Below are 18,574 nucleotides of genomic sequence, written 5' to 3' on the forward strand. Positions count from 1 at the left end.
ACCATGCACCATGTTCCAGTATGTAGAACCAGCAACCGGCATCTGTGCAATTCCGAAATATTTATTCAAACCATCCAGCGCTGCAGTTGTTCCGCCTCTTCTTAGGATATATGGTCCAAAACATGCAAAAACTTTTTTCCTTAATTTGATATAAAACTGAATATCTGAATAGAAATATTCCATTTTATTTGTTAATAACTAAGACTTCCCATACCTAAAATGGGATTCGCACCTTGAAAATTCAATATTTCAGCTAACAAAATAGCAATTTATGCCGCTACAGCCTTGGGATGGAGTGCATTTCGCAGATATTCCGGCAGTCTTGCTTCAAAATCAGTGGTAAAAGCAGTCAGTTGTTCATCACTGAGCTTTAAATTTTCTTGAAGGCTCGCCATTAAGGAATCCATTAGGATGCCAAGTGATCTGTTGAAAGTAATGTCTGCCATTTCATCAACAAGGAAGAAGAACAGTTCCCCAAGAGTTCGCTGATCTTCATTTTGTCTCTGTTCCATTGCAAGTAACATATATCTGGTAAACACAATGGCCACATGGGCTGTCAGTGCATCATAAGATAAACTATGGCATTCTCCAATCAGGTTCAGCATGGATTTACAGGTCTTGAAGAAAACCTCGATCTGCCAGCGTTTCCCATAAATACGGATGATCTCTTCTTCGGAAAGAGTAGTATCTGTACAGATAAAGGCAAGCCAATCCCTGCGATTTGCTTTGTTCCTTACGCAAACAATTTTTGCAGGAATTGGATTTTCTTTTCCTACCATAACATCAACAGAAAGCAGATACTTTGATCTGCCGCGGCGTTTTTTATTCCGGGAATAGATCTCTTTGATATTCAGCTGTTCACCACAGTACAAATATTTAATCCGGCTGCTTTTCTTGATCATGGCAATCACATCCATACCTCTTGAGTGAATGTCTGTGACCTGTGCCGGGTTGGAAAACCAGGAATCAAACAGGATATAATCCGCTTTCAGTCCTGCACTGATGGCAGTATCCAACAGTGTCATCATTACTTCCGGTGCTTTTGTCTGAGCAAGTTTGCGTCTTTTGCCTGCAAGGGTTCTGTTATCAAAGGTCTTTACCGGGCCAATGATATTTGTATCTTTTGCGGATGCCAACAGACAGCTGTTAACAGGAATCAATGTATTTCCATCACTCCAGCTTAAAGTAAGCACTCGGAAGCCTTTTTTGAAATGCATATCCGTGTGGTCAAAAACTCTTGATCCCCGTTCTGTTTTCTTACAGCTTGTGCGATTAAAAAGACTGTCATCAATGATGAATACATTTTTTCTTTCTTGGTTTGTCAGATCACGAATGTCATTATTCACGATATCTGCTGCAAGAAGAGAAGTAAAACGGAGCCAGTTTGTTTTTGTAGAATTAAGGAAGCGATAGAAAGTGTTTTTAGAAAACTGTTCCTTAAAAGAGCCGGTTCGTTGCTGCATATACATACTTCTTCCGATAAAAATGTTACTGAGCTTGTAACGAAGCAGGGAAACAGGTGAAACACCTTTTTCTTTCATTCCGTTGCATTTAGCAAGAAGTTTGCCGACATGATGTTTGGAAAAAAATCTTTGAACACAGTCGATTAAGTCGTTCTCATCGAAATGGTTTTGTGGTATACTGGACATGGCATAAATCTCCTTTGTAAAGATGGTTTCTAGTCAACTCCATTATACCAAAGTGAACAGATTTATGCCTTTTTTATTGGCTGAAATATTGAATTTTCAAGGTTCAACACACCGCATCGGTGTGGGAAGTTTTAGTCATATATTTTTATGTATTTTCTTATTCTGTGGTTCCGACCAATATACCAAAATCATATATCTTCATAACCTTTCATTTGTAATATCGTCCATATAATTGATAACATGTTCCATATCACGCGCCGCATCCACCTGCAGTTTTTCACAGATTAAGAAAATAAATGAAAGAAAGGAAGTTTTGTCGCATCACAAAACTCCCCCCACTCTTTTATCTTTGGTTATCTTCTCGTCTGATAAAATTCGTACATGCTTCTGTCTCTGTCGCAGGATAAGGCACCCCTTCTTTCTTTCCAAGGGCAAAACATCTCATCATCCATACCATATTTCTGGCAAGATTCCGCATGGTCTGCATTCCTTCTTCATCCTGCGGTGCTTCCTCTCCATACAGACCATGCACCATGTTCCAGTATGTAGAACCAGCAACCGGCATCTGTGCAATTCCGAAATATTTATTCAGACCATCCAGCGCTGCAGTTGTTCCGCCTCTTCTTGCAACAGCTACCGCTGCTCCCGGTTTAAATTTAAAGACATCATAAACTTCATCACCCCCTGCACTGTAAAACGCCCGGTCCAGGAAATCATAAATCCTTCCACTGGGATGTGCAAAATACACCGGCGTTGCAAAAACAAAACCATCAGCAGATTTCGCCTTTTCTACAAAATCATTCACACCGTCATCTTTAAACACGCACTTTCCTGTTTTCTGACAGACATTACACTGCAGACAATCCGCAATCGGCTTTCCGCCCACCTGAATCACTTCCGTTTCTACGTTCTCTGCGTGAAATACTTTTTCCATTTCTTTGATTGCTGCCATTGTGGTTCCGTTGGGGTGGCTGCTTCCGTTTAGTAGTATTACTTTCATGTGAATACCCTCCTCTTTATTTTACAAAAAATTTTACAATTTCCCTTTTAATTCAATTGAAACATGTCCATGGCCTCCTCCTGGGATATATGGTCCAAAACATGCAAAAACTTTTTTCCCGGGTTTGATATAAAACTGAATATTTTCTAAACTTCTTTTTATAATTTATATGCTATCTCATCTTAACATTAAATCTACTGTCCCATTCCAATCTTCCCAATCAACTCCACATCCGCCGGCAACCAGTCTACTTTATCCAACTCGTTCTTCTTTAGCCATTTCGCATCTTCAGCTTCTTTCAGTACCAGATTGCCTTTTATCACCTCACACCAGAAGCAGTCCATGGACAGATGAAAGGTTGGATAGTCATATTCTATTGTATCAATCAGTTCTCCAACAGAAATTTCTGTATCCAGTTCTTCCATGATTTCTCGTTTCAGGGCTTCCTGGGGTGTTTCTCCTTCTTCTATCTTTCCACCCGGAAATTCCCAGCCGTCTTTGAATTCTCCGTATCCCCGCTGAGTTGCAAAAATAATATCTTCACCATTTTTATTTACTGCTTTGATAACTGCCGCTACTACTTTTATTGTTTTCATACTATTTATTTTCTCCTGTTATAATTTTGCTTTCTAAATATCTGAGCAAATCTTCTCTAACCGCATAATGCATTTTCATTGTCACTTTTGTAATGTCCCTTAAATTTCCGTTATTGTCTTTTTTCTTATCACCGATGATATTTATAATGTCGAATGTCCCCATATAATAAAAACTGGTTTCTGCATCACTTTTCTTAATAAAAAGATGCCGTCTCTTTGCTTCTACAACATCTTTCATATAACCACTTTCCGGCCCTTTGCCAATCTGAGAATCCCATTTAAAAATCATATTATCAACAAACATGTCTGCATAATCCGGCTTTCCATCTGCATATAATTTATCTTCATTTTCTGCTCCAATTTTGTGATATGTTACAAAAATGAAAACATCTTCACCAATTCGTTTCATACCGTACATCGTTGATGATAAGTCTTTTTCACAATTCATCAAAAAACTTACATCTCGCCGAGAATATTTTTCATATAAAACAAATTTACTATCCTTTGCATAGCTGTATTTGTTTTTATATCTCTTTAGCCCTACCAAGACAATATCTTTCATCTGTTTACGAAATTCTGCATGACTTAACCGTTGCGTATAACTATACATTCTTTCCAGCATATCGTCTGTATTGGTTTTCACAATTTCAATATTTGCAAATTTCTCATATTCTTCTTTATTGCTTACAAAATGTCCTTCAAGAACATAAATCGCATTATCCCAAGCATTTTCATTTTCAATCAAATATTCCTGTTTCATTTTTTCCACAAATGTTTCTTTGGTGATACTCTCTTTTTCAAATAAATCTTTTAATATTTCCAATTCATAAGGTCTTACACCACTTAATACAGTTTTACAAAGATATTCTAATGTTACCTTCTCCTGTTCAGAAATTACCCCTTTGTAAATTTGAGGTTCTACGATACAAAGAAAATCCTGGTATGTTTTGTATTCTCGTATAAGTACCAGTGGATCAATTTCACCATTTTCATAAAAGTCCAGTAAATATGGAATTCTGCCCAAACGATTTTTCAGCATCATATAATTCTCGCGAATAATAGCTCTTATTACTCGGATTTTATCAATAGAATGAAATATTCTTTCTTTAGAAATTTCATCAAAATGAATCGTTGAAGATCCTGGTATGATATTATTTCCACTAATCATATATTTTCGGATCGTGTCAGAATTGTAACTTCTGTCTCCATATAATGCAATCGGGATCATAAAGTTATTCCGATAATTTCCGATAAAATCCAAAATCACCACAACAACACATTAGCTTCATCGATTCGGCTGCAAAAAATCAAACCTTTTACACGTTCTCCGCTATGGCCAAAATATTCCGCCTGCTTCATAACATGTTCTACACGTTCATCCGATGTCAGATATCTGAAACTTTCCATTTTTTCTGTTGCTGATTTTCCCGCGTCTGAGATAACCTTCAGATCTGTAATCCCAAAATAATGAAATGTACATAACAGATCCTCTTCCATTGCATCCTGTAAACGAATCTCATAGGCAATCTGATGATTAAAGATTTCATAGATATTTCTGCCTTCCAGATTATCGTCCCGTTTATCCGGTGTTGCAGTCATACCTAGCCATAGCTTTGGAGTAAAATATTCCATTACTTTTTTGTAGCTGTTTGCAGAACTGTGATGTGCTTCATCGATCACGATCGCATCAAACGCATTCCTGTCATATTTCTCCAAAACATCTTCTTTGCTCAGTGTCTGGATCGTTGCAAAAATATAATCCGCATTATAATCCTGATGTTTCCCGGTAACCATTCCCATAGAAACACTTTTGTCAAATACTTTCTTATAAGATTCCAACGCCTGCTTTGCGATCTGTCCTCTGTGAACAAGAAACAGCACTCGTTTATATCCAAGTTCTCTCATGGCAAAAGCGGATGCATATGTTTTTCCCGTTCCTGTAGCGGAGATCAACAATGCCCTCTTTTCACCAGCTTCCACGATTTTCTGAAGATTTGTAATAAAACCAATCTGCATGGAATTGGGCTGTAGACGATATTTTTCTATGGATGTGATTTCTTCACTTCGGGCAAGTTTTCGCTGTTTTTTTATGAGTTCGTATCTCTTTTTATAGTTTTCGTAAAACTCATCAAAATCCAGTGCATACTTACTATTCCAAAGTTCATAAAATTCATCTACTACACTTTTTGACATTTCACCCTGGCTGGTGGATACAATTCGTGTATTCCATTCCCGGTTTGTAGTAAGTGCTGTTTTTGTTATATTGGAGCTTCCTATGATGATCCTGTAGATTTCTGCTTTCCGAAAAATATATCCCTTTGTATGAAATCCTTCTCCGGATTTGTCTACATCATACATTTTCAGCGTTATATTAGAAAGCGCATTCAGCGTTTTCAGAGCTTCCGGTTCACTGAAACTTAAGTAATTGGTTGTAAGAATTTCACCTTTTATCCCTTTCTCTTCCAGCTCCTGCAAAATCTGCAATAAGGGTGTAATTCCGCCCATTGTAATAAATGCAACACTGATCTGAAACTGATCGCATGTCATCAATTCATCCTCTATTGATGACAGCACCTTTTTCCCCTGTTTATAATCGTTTGAGATAAACTGTGGTTTATATGCCAGATTTGATGTACTTGTTTTATCTATGTATGCGGTTTCAAATCCATTACGTAATTCCTGAAGTTTTTCCTGCATTCCCATTCGTACTATTTCCAATCCTGTTTTTAATGAATGTTTATTGCCAATATCGATTTTTATAATTATACCATTGTTCTGTCCCTATTTGTTTTGCAATTGTTGATCTTACAAATATTTTCTCCCATACACCACAAAAATCCCTTCCCGCACCGCACATCCACATCCTGGAAATGATTCCCCTTATTCCATTCCAGCACACACTCTATCTTCTCGCTGTTTTTATAACAGCTATCCATTTCCCGGATGTTCTGCCCGACCTGGCGCATTGCTGCATTCCGGGTTCTCTCTTCACGGTCTCCCAGGCTGAGATATACCCTTTTCGTTTGTATCTGTTTTGTTTTCATATATTCCAGCCATCCTGGAAACCAGACCGACGGAGACATTCCGGCTGCTGCCGCAAATTTGACAGCGCAGCTTTCCTGGTAAGCGCTCCACAGGGCAAACAGTCCCGCAAGGGAATATCCTCCCAGGATCACCGGAATATCTTTTATATTTTCTTCTAATCCATATCGTCTTCCAATCTCCGGTATCAGCATTTTTTCTATAAATGCCAATGTCTCTCCGGCACCTTTCCCAAAGTCCTCTTTTCTAAATACCGCCGGAGCACACCAGGGTGACAGATCCTGATTCCAGTCTTTTACCAGAAACGAAACCAGCAGAAAACTTTTTTCCGTGTGCTCTGTCATAAACCGGATCTGCTGATCCAGCATCTGTGAGTGTGGTTCGTTAACCGGCTGGAGCAGAAGATATTGCGGATTTTTCTTTCCATATGCAATGCATGTAATTTCGTTGATCTCAAAAATATTTTTTTCCATAATCATTTTCTCACGATACATAATATCCAATCTTATCTCTGGCCATCCGGTACTGTTCCAGGGACATGACAACCTTTCCTTTTCGGGTATCAATAAGGCCGTCTTCTTTCAGTTTTGTGATGGTTCGGTTGATGGTTTTTACAGTCATGCCCAGTTCTTCCCGGATTCCTTCTCTCGTTTTCCGAAGGATAACTTCTCCCTTCTTCTCGATATTGTGGGTGGAAGCAAATTTCAGCATATAGTCCAGAAACAGGAATGTAGGAGGATAAAATAATCTGGCACCCCGGTTATAGGAGGAGCGATAGAGTTTGTATGCAATCTTGTGGGCTACCAGCCGCAGAAGATGGATATCCTGGGCGATCCACATCTCAAAATCCTCCCTGGAGATCATAAACACCACACATTCGGTCAGTGTTTCAATGGATACGGATGTGAGCGGTTTTTCCGCAAGAATGGTAACTTCGCCGATAAAATCAATTGCTTCATTTTTTTCGATCATAAATACATTTCCATTCTCAAATTCATTGATCACCCGGTGGTTTCCACTGCATACGATCCCGAAATAATCCAGGGGATAATCTTTCTGATGGATGATGGTCCCAGGCGGAAATTTCCGGATGGTGTAACGGGTTTTCAATTCTTCCGGCATGTTTTTAAAGTAGGTTTCTGCCTCCGGATAGGTTTCGATCAGTTCTTCCAGTGTCATTTCGCGTCTCCTGATACAGGCAGATTACATGGGATCATCTGCCGTTTTTCATAAAACAGATATTTTTTTCCTTCTGCCTGTTTTCTAAATCCCCTGACATAAGAATGGTCATATTATATCATGGTATTCTCATAATTTTACAAATTTTTCTAAAAAAGTACCTTTTGTCCTTTTTTTTGCCTTTCCAAAAGCGTACAATCCTCACCGTGAAGAGTTCAGATGTTTACATATTGATCTGCTTTGTCCAAAGCTCTGCACCGGATTTCCACAGATGGTATCCGAAACACTTTACTGGCAGTTTTTTGCATCCAACCAGTTGCTTATCACAGATGGGAGCCCCGAAAAACTGTCTCTAAACACAGGGAGGAAAGAAATGAAGCAACAGGACTTTATGTATTCAGGCCTTGGCGAGCGCCTGAAAAAAGAATGGAAAATCTATCTCGCCGCACTGATCTTTATCATAATTGCTGATTCCATAGGACAGATCAAGATTCCCCTGGGACCAGGAACTTTGATCTTGTTTCCTATTTTTTATTCTATTTTTCTTGGTATCCTTTCAGGGCCTCAGATTCTGAAGATATTCAAAAAGCCTGAGGTAAAGGCTGCATCCAAACTTGTTATTGTATGTATCTGTCCTTTTATCGCCAAGCTTGGCATTAACGCAGGTGCAAGCATTGAGACTGTGATCTCCGCAGGTCCGGCACTTCTCCTTCAGGAGTTCGGAAACCTGGGAACCATCTTTTTATCACTGCCGATTGCACTGCTCCTTGGCCTGAAACGTGAGGCTGTAGGCGCCTGCCATTCTATCAACCGTGAAACAAACCTTGCTCTGATGCAGGATGTTTTCGGCCCGGATTCTGCTGAAGCCCGGGGAAGCCTTTCCATTTATATCATCGGTGGAATGGTTGGAACTATCTTCTTTGGATTCATGGCAACTGTGATTGCCTCCACCGGTATCTTCCATCCATATTCTCTTGGTATGGCTTCCGGTGTTGGTGCCGGTATCATGATGGCAACAGCTACTGCTACCTTATCGGAAATGTTCCCTGCAATGGCCGATCAGATCAGTGCACTTGCAAGTGCCAGTGAAACCATTTCCGGTATTGACGGAATTTACATGGCTCTGTTTGTAGGTATTCCACTGTGCAACTGGCTTTATGCAAAACTGGAACCCAAGCTTGGCCCCATCCATGACAAACTGACTGGAAAAGGAAGAAAAGGAGAGAAATAACAATGAGATATATTGAGTGGGCTGTAATGTTTCTTGTGGCAGGCATCGGAATCGCCCTTGCCAACTTTGTAGGATTTCAGGTAAACTTTATGGATTCTGTCCCAGGCATCCTGATCCTTCTTGCGATCTCTTTTGTATCCGTAGTGATCAGTAAGCTGGTACCTTTTAAATTGCCGGTGATCGCTTACTGTTCTCTTATCGGACTTCTTGTGGCAAGCCCGTTATGTCCGGCACGTGAATTTGTGATCGAAGCTGCCGGAAAGATCAATTTCACCGCACCGCTGACTATGGTTGGCGCTTATGCCGGAATCTCCATCAGCGACCAGCTGAAAGAATTTGCAAAACAGGGATGGAAAATGCTTCTCATCGCGGCTCTGGTCATGATCGGAACTTTTACCTGTTCTGCCATCATCGCCCAGATTATTCTTTCCATGACGCATGTGATCTAACAGATCTGACCAGATCAGGTATGTCCCCTGTGAGATCACAAAAACACGAAACAGCGTGATGAACTTTCTTGTAACTGTCTTCAAGCCGGCTGGTGTATTTTCACTGACCGGCTGTTTTTTCCTGTCACCCAAAACAAAGATTTCAAAAATCAGCTTTAATCTGAGAGGTAAACATGAACGAAAAAACAACTTGTGATATCTTAATCCGCAACACTTCCATCCTGGATGAAAACTTCCAGATCCGGCGCAATATTTTCATCGCCATTCAGAACGGAATCATTCTTTCCATCACTGAAAAAGAACCTTCCGGTCTTACAGTCACAAAAATCATCGACGGGAAAGATCTCCTGTGGATGCCAGGTCTTGTGGATGGCCATATGCATACCGGACAGCAGCTTCTCAAAGGTGCGGTTCTGGATGAACTTCCTATGATCTGGACCAGGATCATGCTGCCTTTTGAGAGCACTCTGACTCCGGAAAAAATGCGCCTCAGTGCCAGCCTTGCAGCCCTTGAGATGATCAAAAACGGAACGACCGGTTTTGTGGACGCCGGAAGCTATTTTATGGAAGAAGCTGCCAGAATTTATCTGACTTCCGGTCTTCGTGGCGCACTTTCCCATTCTTCCATGGATCAGGGAAATTTTCCGGATTCCATCCGCCAGACCACAGTGGAAGTTCTTGCATCGGAAGACCGGCTTTTTGATGAATTTCATGGAAAGGGTAATCTGAAGGTATTCTATTCTTTACGGGCACTGATGAACTGTTCCCCTGCACTTATCAAAGCCACTGCCGGGCGAGCCACAGAGCGGAATACTTTTTTCCAGGCTCATATGAACGAATACGCAGGGGAAGTGAATTATACTCTGGAAAAATACCAGATGCGCCCTGTGGAATATCTGGATTCCCTTGGAGTCCTGAATGAAAATTTTCTTTCTGCACACAGCATCATATTGTCCGCCCACGAGCGTTCTCTTCTTGCAGAAAATCAGGTAAAAGTTGTTCATTGTCCTTTCAGCAACTGCGGAAAAGGTGTACCGGATACTCCTTCTCTTCTGGAGCAGGGAGTCTGCACCGGCCTCGGCACTGACGGAGCCGCCCACGGAGGCCTAAGTCTCTGGAATGAAATGAAGATCTTCCGCTCTGTTATGAATGCTTTCTGGGGAGCAAAAAATGCTGATCCCGCTGTAATGCCTGCAAAAACCATCCTGAAAATGGCCTCCGAAAACGGTACACACCTTCTCGGCGAAGAAAAATCCGGTGTATTAAAAGAAGGGTTCAAAGCAGATCTGATCTCCATCAACTGGCGCCAGCCTCATCTTCTTGCCACAAACAATCCGGTAAATACACTTCTGGAATGTGTCTGCGGAAATGATGTGTCTGACAGCATTGTAAACGGAAAGCTTCTGATGCGAAACCGCCAGGTCCTGACCCTGGATGAAGAAAAGATCCTTTGGCAGGCAGAAAAATATTTTACTTCCGGGGAGGTGTCTGAATGAGTTCTTTAACCATCCTGACTCTCGCGATCATCGCAGCCGCAAATATGGCAGTCGGCGGATGCATCGGAATCTGTGGAATTGCCGGTTTTCTGCTTCCCATGCTGTATACCGGCGGACTGGGCTTTGATGTGACCTATGCGCTGGCACTCAGTTTTCTTGCGTTTCTGGTGTCCGGCATCATTGGTTCTTTCAATTATTACAAAGCCGGAAATCTGGAGGTACGGATGTCCCTGAAACTTGGTATCGGCAGCCTCATCGGAGCCATTGCCGGTGTGTTCCTCCAGTCCATGATCGAGAAATCCACAGCAAAAACCATCCTTTATCTGGTGGTACTGTTTTCCGGTGCTTCCATTCTGATCCGGATGTGGAATGAAAAACGGAAAGCGGATTCTGTCTCTGCAAAGAAAGTTATTTCCGATGGAAAAAATTCAGCATCTTCTAATCCTTCCCATCCAAAATCTATTGCAGACCATATGGGATTCCTGATTTTCCTCGGAATCACAACCGGAGCGATCTGTTCTCTCTCCGGTGCAGGCGGCCCGGTACTTGTGATGCCTCTTCTGGTAGCATGCGGAGTGTCCGCAAGGATTGCCGTCGGTGTGGCACTTTTTGATTCTGTGTTTATTGCCATTCCTGCATGTATCGGCTATCTTTCCAGAATTACCTGGACAGAAATCCTGGGACTTCTGGTGCTGATCGTTCTGACTCACGGAATTGGCGTATGGCTTGGAAGCCGGTTTGCAGGAAAAGTTCCGGTTCAGGGGCTGAAAATATTTGTAGCCGTTTTCTCTGTCTGCATCGCAATTTATATGCTGGCATAAAATACTGTAAATTATCTTTTTTTGTTGCATCATTCTAAAAATTCCTGTATAATCAACATAATCATTACAACAAAAGAGCGTAACGTACAAGGGCGTACAGCACATATTTTCATATGTCTGCACGCCCTTGTGTTATTTCTGCAGTCTTCCGATGATCACTTTCTCCATCACAGCATAAGGTATCTTTTTCATACCTGCCGACCTTAGAGCATCGGAGATCTTTTTTGAATATTGCAGAATCCGCTTTGAGAAAGGGAGGAGATTTCTATGATGAATGCAATCGGAAATGTGATAAACCAGATCGACAGTCTGGTGTGGGGCTGGTGGATGATCATTTTGCTTCTGGGTACTCATATTTTTATGACCATCCGTACCGGTGTGATCCAGCGAAAGATCGGTACTGCCATCCGCCTGTCTGTTACCAAGGATCCCGACGCAGAAGGTGAAGTCAGCCAGTTTGGTGCTCTGACCACAGCACTTGCTTCTACCATTGGAACCGGAAATATCATCGGTGTGGGAACCGCCATTGCTCTTGGCGGTCCCGGCGCAGTTCTCTGGTGCTGGCTTACCGGTGTTTTCGGAATCGCCACCAAATACAGCGAATCTCTCATTGCCGTAAAATACCGTGTCAAAACCAAAGACGGCCGTATGCAGGGTGGTGCCATGTATGCTCTGGAGCGTGGACTGAATATGCGCTGGCTTGGTCTGATCTTTGCATTCTTCGGCGGTTTTGCTTCCTTTGGAATCGGATGTGCCACACAGGTCAATGCCATTGCAACGGTATGCAATGAAAACCTCCATATCCCACCTGCAGTGATCGGTATCGCAGTAGCGGTTCTTACTGCTCTTGTTATTTTCGGTGGGATTAAATCCATTGCAACGGTATGTGAACGTCTTGTTCCGTTTATGCCATTTTTCTATGTGATCGGCTGCATCATCATCCTTGGGATCAATTTTGACTTTATTATCCCCGCTGTAAAAACCATCTGCAAGCTTGCATTTACACCAGGGGCTGCTGCCGGTGGTCTTGTAGGACGTGGTATCATGATGGCCATGCAGTATGGAATCGCAAGAGGACTTTTTTCCAATGAATCCGGTATGGGTTCTGCTCCTATCGCTGCCGCTGCTGCTCAGACAAGAAATCCGGTACGTCAGGCTCTTGTTTCCAGCACCGGTACCTTCTGGGATACCGTTGTAGTGTGTCTGATGACCGGTCTTGTTCTCGTTACCAGTATTATGAAAAACCCATCTATCGATATGGGAAATATCACAGATGGCGGTGTCCTTACCACCCTTGCTTTTCAGCAGATCCCAGGTTTGGGTCCCGTGATCCTGGTGGTAGGTATCATTTCCTTCGCATACTCTACCGTCCTTGGATGGGCATATTACGGGGAACGGTGTGTCGAGTATTTTTCCGGCAAAAAAGGCCTTATTCCATATCGTGTTCTGTACATTGCGGTAGCCGCCATTGCTCCTGTTATTTCTCTGAATCTGGTATGGACCGTAGCCGATATCCTGAATGCCCTGATGGCCATTCCGAACCTGATCGCAGTATTACTTCTTTCCAATGTGATCATAAAAGAGACCCAAAAATATATCAATGATCTGGATGCACGGGATGACACACCTGTAGAAGTGATCGATAAGTAAAAACACACAAATATGATTATTTTATATAACAAAATTACAGCTCCGACTGCTTCTGATATTACAAAGCAGTCGGAGCTGTTCATTTATGATCGGAACGCAATCGCAAAGCAATTACTTTCATAATAATACATCCTGCTCTTTCATCTCTTCAGACACTGCAAGATATTCTTTGCTGTTTTCCACAATCCCAAGTTTTTCTTCCCAGGTAAGATTACGTTTGATTCTGGCCGGACTTCCCATTACCAGAGAACCATCCGGGATTACTGTATTCTTGGTCACAAGGCTTCCGGCTCCTATGATGCAGTCGTTTCCAATCTTTGCACCATCCAGGATCACTGCCCCCATTCCGATCAGTGTCCGGTCTCCGATGGTACAGCCGTGGATTACTGCATTATGTCCTACAGTAACATTATTTCCGATATGGACCGGCATGTTATGGCTGACATGAATCGTACAGTTCTCCTGGATATTCGTCTCCTCTCCAATCACTACAGGAGCATCATCTCCACGGATCACTGCATAATACAGCACACAGCTGTCACGACCGATCGTCACATCACCCAGGATCACCGACTGTTTTGCGATCCTGGCACCTTCTGCAATTTTTACATTTTTATAATTCATATTAATCTCCAAACATTATCAAGGGGATATTCGCGATCCGCAGGATATTTCCCTGATTCAGCTAAACTTTTTTCAAACCACAGACTGTCTTCAGCCCATGTTATATCTGGTACGGATCACGATATCTGTATATTGGAATTCTTTCTCCGGCTTCTTACTGTCAAATAGTAGCTGAAAAAGAATGGTCACCGGGGAATGCCCCTGTACAGCGGCATCCTGGCCGATAAGGAAATTAATGGTACCCTCTTTCAGCCATTTCAGATTTTCTTCCAGAAAATCGTTGGCGATCACATGCATGGTTTTATCTTTTCCAAGTTTCTGCAGAGTCTGGCAGACACCTTTTACTCCATGGCCGGTAATATAAATACCGGTAAGGTCCGGATAAAGCTCCAGAAGCTCTTCCACGATCTTGGATGCCACCCACTCATCATCGTAAGAATACCGGATATCCACAACTTCAATTCCCGGAAAGCTCTCCTTGATCTCTGTTGTGAATCCCTTCTGTCTGCTGATCAGTCCAGGATTTGCAACCTGTCCGGAAATAATGGCAACCTGTCCGTTTCCTCCTGTCATCTCTCCCATCAGGCCCGCCGCCGTACGGCCGGCCTGAAACGTATCCTGTCCTACAAAACATAATCTTTTCGTATCTTCCAGATCCGCATTAAAAGTAACTACCGGAATTCCATACTCTTCCTGATACTGATTGATTCTGGCTTTCAGAAGCTGATCTTCCGACGGTGTCAGCGCAATTCCATTGAATCCATCTTCCCGGAGTTCTTCCATTGCAGCCATTACTTTTTCCGGTTCTACGCCATCAATCTCATAAATCTTTACCGTTCCGCCAAAGCTCTCCACTTCTTCCTTTGCTTCCAGAACTCCCTTCAAAACCTGCTGCATAAAAGGAGTTGTCATATACTGAAGGATCACGCCGATGCGGATTTTTCGCTTCGCCATGGCAAGAGCACGACCTGCGCGGCTGGGCTGATACCCCATCTCCCTGGCAATCTTCTTGATCTTTTCCTCTACTTCCGGACGGATGCGGCCTCTGTTATTCAGGGCCCGGTCCACGGTTCCTCTGGAAACTCCTGCTGCTTCCGCAATCTGCTGTAACGTCACTGCCATATTTTACCCTCCAAAATATCCCCTGTACTTTCCGTGTTCACGTGCACATGTTTTTATTTCATTATACACATTTACGTGTTCTCAGGCAATCCCTGATTTGATTATTTTTATAATTTCCAGGCAAGTCCCCACCCACTGCTTATCTCTTTTCGCACTCCCACAAGAGACTTACTTGATTTTGTAAAAAAATGCTTCCGAAAATTTTTCCGGAAGCATTCTTATCATTCTAAAATAAATCCCTGCGTCAGTCCAGAAGCTCCTGTACCATCTCCGGGGTAAAGGTCACGGCTTTCACATGATCCACCTCGATCTGATACAGCGCATTGGCCGCGATATGCTCTGCCGCCTGCTCCAGATCACGGATTCCTGTAGTGTCCTCAAATTTCTTGATCACTGCATCCAGCGCCTCATCGGTTACAATACATTCTTCCGGCTTCAGGCTCATACGTTTCAGAACTTTTGGAAGTGCAAATCTGGAGAAGATGATCTTCTTTTCCTCCGGTGTGTAATCCGGAATGTCGATCACTGCAAAACGGGACATCAGAGGAGCACTGATCTGTGCCTTGTCATTGGCTGTGGCAATCGGATAGACACCAACGGTCGGAACCATACATTCCATGTAGTTATCTGTGAAACCAAGATTATCCAGAAGTGTCAGAAGCACATCTGCCGGATTTCCGTTGCCTTTCCCTGATGCAGCCTTGTCAAGCTCGTTGATAATAAATACCAGATTGGATTCTCCTGCCATGGAAAAAGCCTCCATGATGATTCCTGGCTTGGCATTTGCGTAGACACGGGAACTTCCGGTCAGCTGTTCCGGATCGTTAATGGAACTCATATCCAGAGTTGTCCACGGCATTTTCAGGATCCTTGCAACTGCATAGGCGATCTGAGATTTACCGGTACCCGCCGGTCCTACCAGAAGCAGTCCGTAAGCAGGAAGTGTATGGGTACGGTTGATCTGGATGATCGTCTCAATAATCCTCTGTTTTACACGTTCCATTCCATAAAGTTCCTCATCCAGGATACGACGTGCTTCCTTGGGATCAATAGACTCAAAGTAATTATGTTTCCACTGAATGTTCATCATGATGGAAAGTGCTCTCTGAGCATGACGTCTTTCCTCCTGGGAAACCTCATGGGAGCGGGCAACTGCCAGGTTTCTTCTCGCCCAGAGACGGATATTATCCGGCATGGTCTTTCCGGCACAGGTCATAAAGTCGGTGATACTCTGAATGCTGGTGAGCTTCATGTCATCACCGTCTTCTTCCTCCTCATCGTCCTCATTTACTTCTGCAGGTGCACTGCTTGCAAACAGACGCTCGATCATAAACTGAAGAAATCCATCTTCTGCAGAAAGCTTGGTGCCACCGCCAAAAGCGATCTCCCGGATTTTGTAAACAGCATATCCTTCTTCCGTATTCTGTCCGGAAAGGCGGATGTTGATATGATTTTCTCCAAGCCATCTGATCAGACTTGTAAAACGGGAATCAATCTTCAGAATATCTGCTGGAAAAACACCGTCCTCTTCCTTGAACTCAAATGCCGTCTGCTTTGCAGGGTTGGAAAAATATCCACAGGAATGATGCTTCCATTCTCTTTTGCTGTTATCCAGGATCAGCACTGGTTTCTCCGGTGTGGCTTTTGTCTCATTGGAACGAAATGTTGTATATGTGCACTGGCTCTTTGTCTTATTTTCGTCTGCCGGTGCTGCGCTGAAATCAAAAACTGGCATATTTTTTACTCCTCTTTCTCTGAAAAATATCTTTTGTAAAGCAGACTTCGCATCCTGTTCTGACGCATATTTCTGAGCATAGTCTCTTTACAGCCGTCTGCGTTCAGTGTATCACGGATTAAAGATCTCAACAACCGCTGATATGATTTTTTATACATTTTTTGCATAAAAATCAATGAAATATTCTTCTTATTGCATTCTGTCATCATCGTCAAACGGATATTCGCAATTCGCCTTTACCACATAACTCTACACCAAATAACTGTTTCGTCATTTTCCCATAAGTTGTTTAAACAATTTTACAGTTTACCGATTGACACTGTCTGTAAACTGTGTTATTGTGCAACTATGTCTACTTTTACTATTCTTTTACAAAAGCCGACACAGTTACAGTTCCTGTGGATTTTTAATTTCCGTGGTGCTGTGATCGTATATTTTTTGGAGGAGGAAATGAAAAATCAACTTTCGCAGCGGGATGACTTTTATCCACAGATCGTTAAGCTTGTCATCCCTATCATCATTCAGAACCTGCTCAGTGCAGCGGTCAATTCTGCTGACGTTATCATGCTGAACTTTGTAGGTCAGTCATCCATCTCCGCAGTTTCCCTGGCAGCAAATTATTCCAATGTCCTGTTCATGGTATACTACGGTCTTGGTACAGGTGCTACCCTGCTTTGTGCCCAGTATTACGGAAAAGGGGATTACAAAGCCATTCAGATCATTGAGGGAATTGCACTTCGTTTTTCCATGATCATCTCTATTCTTGTGGCTCTGGTTGCGTTTACCATGCCGCAGATGATGATGAAACTGTTCACCAATGACCCGGAACTTCTGGCCATAGGTTCTTCTTATATCCGCATTATGGGTATCACCTATATCTGCTGGGGTATGACGGAGGTTTATCTGGCTGTCCTTCGAAGTATCGGGCGGGTGACTGTCAGCATGGCCATGAATATGCTGGCTTTCGGGCTGAATATCCTTTTGAACGCAACATTTATCTTCGGCCTTTTCGGAGCTCCAAAACTTGGAGCCACTGGTGTTGCCATTGCTACCGCGCTTTCCAGAACCGTGGAGCTGATCGCATGTTTTATCGTTTCCGCCTTCAGTAAAAATGTACGGCTGGATCTTCGGTATATGTTTATTAAAAATAAGCTGCTGTTCAGCGATTTTGTACGGCTTTCCCTGCCGGCTCTTGGCAATGATATTTCCTGGAGTGTTGGTTTTTCCATGTATTCGGTGATCCTCGGGCATCTTGGCACAGATGCAGTTGCTGCCAATTCTCTGGTTGTGGTTGTCCGTAATATTGGTACAGTTTTCTGTTTTGGTATTGCAAGCGCAGGTGGTATCCTTCTTGGAAATGTGATGGGCCAGGGAGATCTGGAGCGTTCCAAGCATTATGCTTCCAAAACTTTGAAACTTACAGTGATCGCCGGTGCTTTTGGCGGCCTGATCGTTCTTGCTATTACGCCTTTTATCATGAAGTTTGCTTCCCTGACTCCTACGGCTATGCATTATCTGAAGTATATGCTTCTGATCAACTGTTATTACATTATGGGAACTGCAGTAAATACAACCCTGATCGCCGGTGTATTCCGTGCAGGCGGTGATACGAAGTTTGGCCTGATCTGTGATACCATTGATATGTGGGTATATGCAGTACCACTTGGATTCTTCGCCGCATTTGTACTGAAGCTACCGGTTATGTGGGTGTATTTTCTGCTCTGTACGGATGAATTTGTGAAGTGGCCTTGGGTTATTAAGAGGTATCTTAGTGGAAAATGGGCTAAGAATATTACCCGTGAGGATATATTTGAGAATAATAAATAGAATATTGAGTGGATGTGGAGTATTGACTTTTACTGACAAACGGACGCAGGAGAGCGCAGATCAAGCTGCGCTCTCCTGCTGTGTTTTCATTGGATGAAATTTCCAGTCAATTCAACAGGACAGAACGTTCACGTTCGTCTCCGTCCCTTCCGG

The 18,574-nt window shown here is 42.8% G+C and carries 14 protein-coding genes and 2 pseudogenes; 6 read left to right on the forward strand and 10 right to left on the reverse strand.

Translation table 11 applies throughout. The features are described from left to right. The 7 genes and pseudogenes from G5B12_RS18220 to G5B12_RS01265 all read right to left on the reverse strand — a co-directional run. Positions 1–108 (reverse strand): annotated as a pseudogene (locus G5B12_RS18220) (flavodoxin family protein); the annotation flags it as partial. Between the two features lie 161 nt (positions 109–269). Then, positions 270–1,649, reverse strand: coding sequence for an IS4 family transposase (locus G5B12_RS01240; protein ID WP_174087615.1), 1,380 nt, complete (start codon positions 1,647–1,649; stop codon positions 270–272). 343 nt (positions 1,650–1,992) lie between these two features. Further along, the gene (locus G5B12_RS01245) at positions 1,993–2,649 is read right to left on the reverse strand and encodes a flavodoxin family protein (RefSeq protein ID WP_118071593.1); all 657 of its coding nucleotides are present in this window, start codon (positions 2,647–2,649) and stop codon (positions 1,993–1,995) included. 194 nt (positions 2,650–2,843) lie between these two features. Beyond that, positions 2,844–3,245 carry a (deoxy)nucleoside triphosphate pyrophosphohydrolase gene (locus tag G5B12_RS01250; RefSeq protein ID WP_118063019.1) on the reverse strand — a complete coding sequence of 134 codons (402 nt, stop codon included), beginning with the start codon at positions 3,243–3,245 and terminating at the stop codon, positions 2,844–2,846. Between the two features lies 1 nt (position 3,246). Further along, positions 3,247–5,942, reverse strand: a pseudogene (locus G5B12_RS18460) (DUF3427 domain-containing protein). Positions 5,943–6,007: 65 nt separating this feature from the next. Next, positions 6,008–6,760 (reverse strand): alpha/beta hydrolase-fold protein, encoded by a 753-nt coding sequence (locus G5B12_RS01260; RefSeq protein WP_202031865.1) that lies wholly within the window; start codon positions 6,758–6,760, stop codon positions 6,008–6,010. A 10-nt stretch (positions 6,761–6,770) separates the two neighbouring features. Then, positions 6,771–7,466 (reverse strand): Crp/Fnr family transcriptional regulator, encoded by a 696-nt coding sequence (locus G5B12_RS01265; RefSeq protein WP_021976855.1) that lies wholly within the window; start codon positions 7,464–7,466, stop codon positions 6,771–6,773. A gap of 373 nt (positions 7,467–7,839) precedes the next feature. On the opposite strand from G5B12_RS01265, the gene G5B12_RS01270 reads away from it, so the two are divergent. The 5 genes from G5B12_RS01270 to G5B12_RS01290 all read left to right on the forward strand — a co-directional run bounded on the left by G5B12_RS01270 (position 7,840) and on the right by G5B12_RS01290 (position 13,113). Next, positions 7,840–8,697, forward strand: coding sequence for a DUF3100 domain-containing protein (locus G5B12_RS01270; RefSeq protein ID WP_021976854.1), 858 nt, complete (start codon positions 7,840–7,842; stop codon positions 8,695–8,697). Positions 8,698–8,699: 2 nt separating this feature from the next. Beyond that, a complete protein-coding gene (locus G5B12_RS01275) occupies positions 8,700–9,146 on the forward strand; it encodes a hypothetical protein (RefSeq protein WP_174087616.1) in 447 nt (148 codons plus the stop codon). 173 nt (positions 9,147–9,319) lie between these two features. Next, positions 9,320–10,642 carry an amidohydrolase family protein gene (locus tag G5B12_RS01280; protein WP_174087617.1) on the forward strand — a complete coding sequence of 441 codons (1,323 nt, stop codon included), beginning with the start codon at positions 9,320–9,322 and terminating at the stop codon, positions 10,640–10,642. Continuing rightward, positions 10,639–11,463: a sulfite exporter TauE/SafE family protein gene (locus G5B12_RS01285; RefSeq protein WP_174087618.1), complete on the forward strand. Its 825-nt coding sequence runs from the start codon at positions 10,639–10,641 to the stop codon at positions 11,461–11,463. Before G5B12_RS01280 ends, G5B12_RS01285 begins: the two co-directional genes overlap by 4 nt. 270 nt (positions 11,464–11,733) lie before the next feature. Further along, positions 11,734–13,113 (forward strand): alanine/glycine:cation symporter family protein, encoded by a 1,380-nt coding sequence (locus G5B12_RS01290; protein WP_442859954.1) that lies wholly within the window; start codon positions 11,734–11,736, stop codon positions 13,111–13,113. Between the two features lie 117 nt (positions 13,114–13,230). On the opposite strand, the gene G5B12_RS01295 is transcribed toward G5B12_RS01290, so the two are convergent. From G5B12_RS01295 to G5B12_RS01305, 3 genes are all read right to left on the reverse strand, one after another. Further along, complete coding sequence (locus tag G5B12_RS01295; protein ID WP_021976849.1) at positions 13,231–13,737, reverse strand: gamma carbonic anhydrase family protein; 507 nt, start codon at positions 13,735–13,737, stop codon at positions 13,231–13,233. Between the two features lie 90 nt (positions 13,738–13,827). Continuing rightward, positions 13,828–14,859: a LacI family DNA-binding transcriptional regulator gene (locus tag G5B12_RS01300; protein ID WP_118169890.1), complete on the reverse strand. Its 1,032-nt coding sequence runs from the start codon at positions 14,857–14,859 to the stop codon at positions 13,828–13,830. A 244-nt stretch (positions 14,860–15,103) separates the two neighbouring features. After that, positions 15,104–16,594 (reverse strand): AAA family ATPase, encoded by a 1,491-nt coding sequence (locus G5B12_RS01305; RefSeq protein ID WP_118063032.1) that lies wholly within the window; start codon positions 16,592–16,594, stop codon positions 15,104–15,106. A gap of 450 nt (positions 16,595–17,044) precedes the next feature. Between G5B12_RS01305 and G5B12_RS01310 the strand changes: the two genes are divergently transcribed. Next, positions 17,045–18,421: an MATE family efflux transporter gene (locus tag G5B12_RS01310; protein WP_174087620.1), complete on the forward strand. Its 1,377-nt coding sequence runs from the start codon at positions 17,045–17,047 to the stop codon at positions 18,419–18,421. The last annotated feature ends 153 nt before the right edge of the window (positions 18,422–18,574 follow it).

Origin of the sequence: Blautia sp. MSK.20.85 (assembly GCF_013317245.1) — a bacterium.
GTDB lineage: Bacteria > Bacillota > Clostridia > Lachnospirales > Lachnospiraceae > Blautia_A.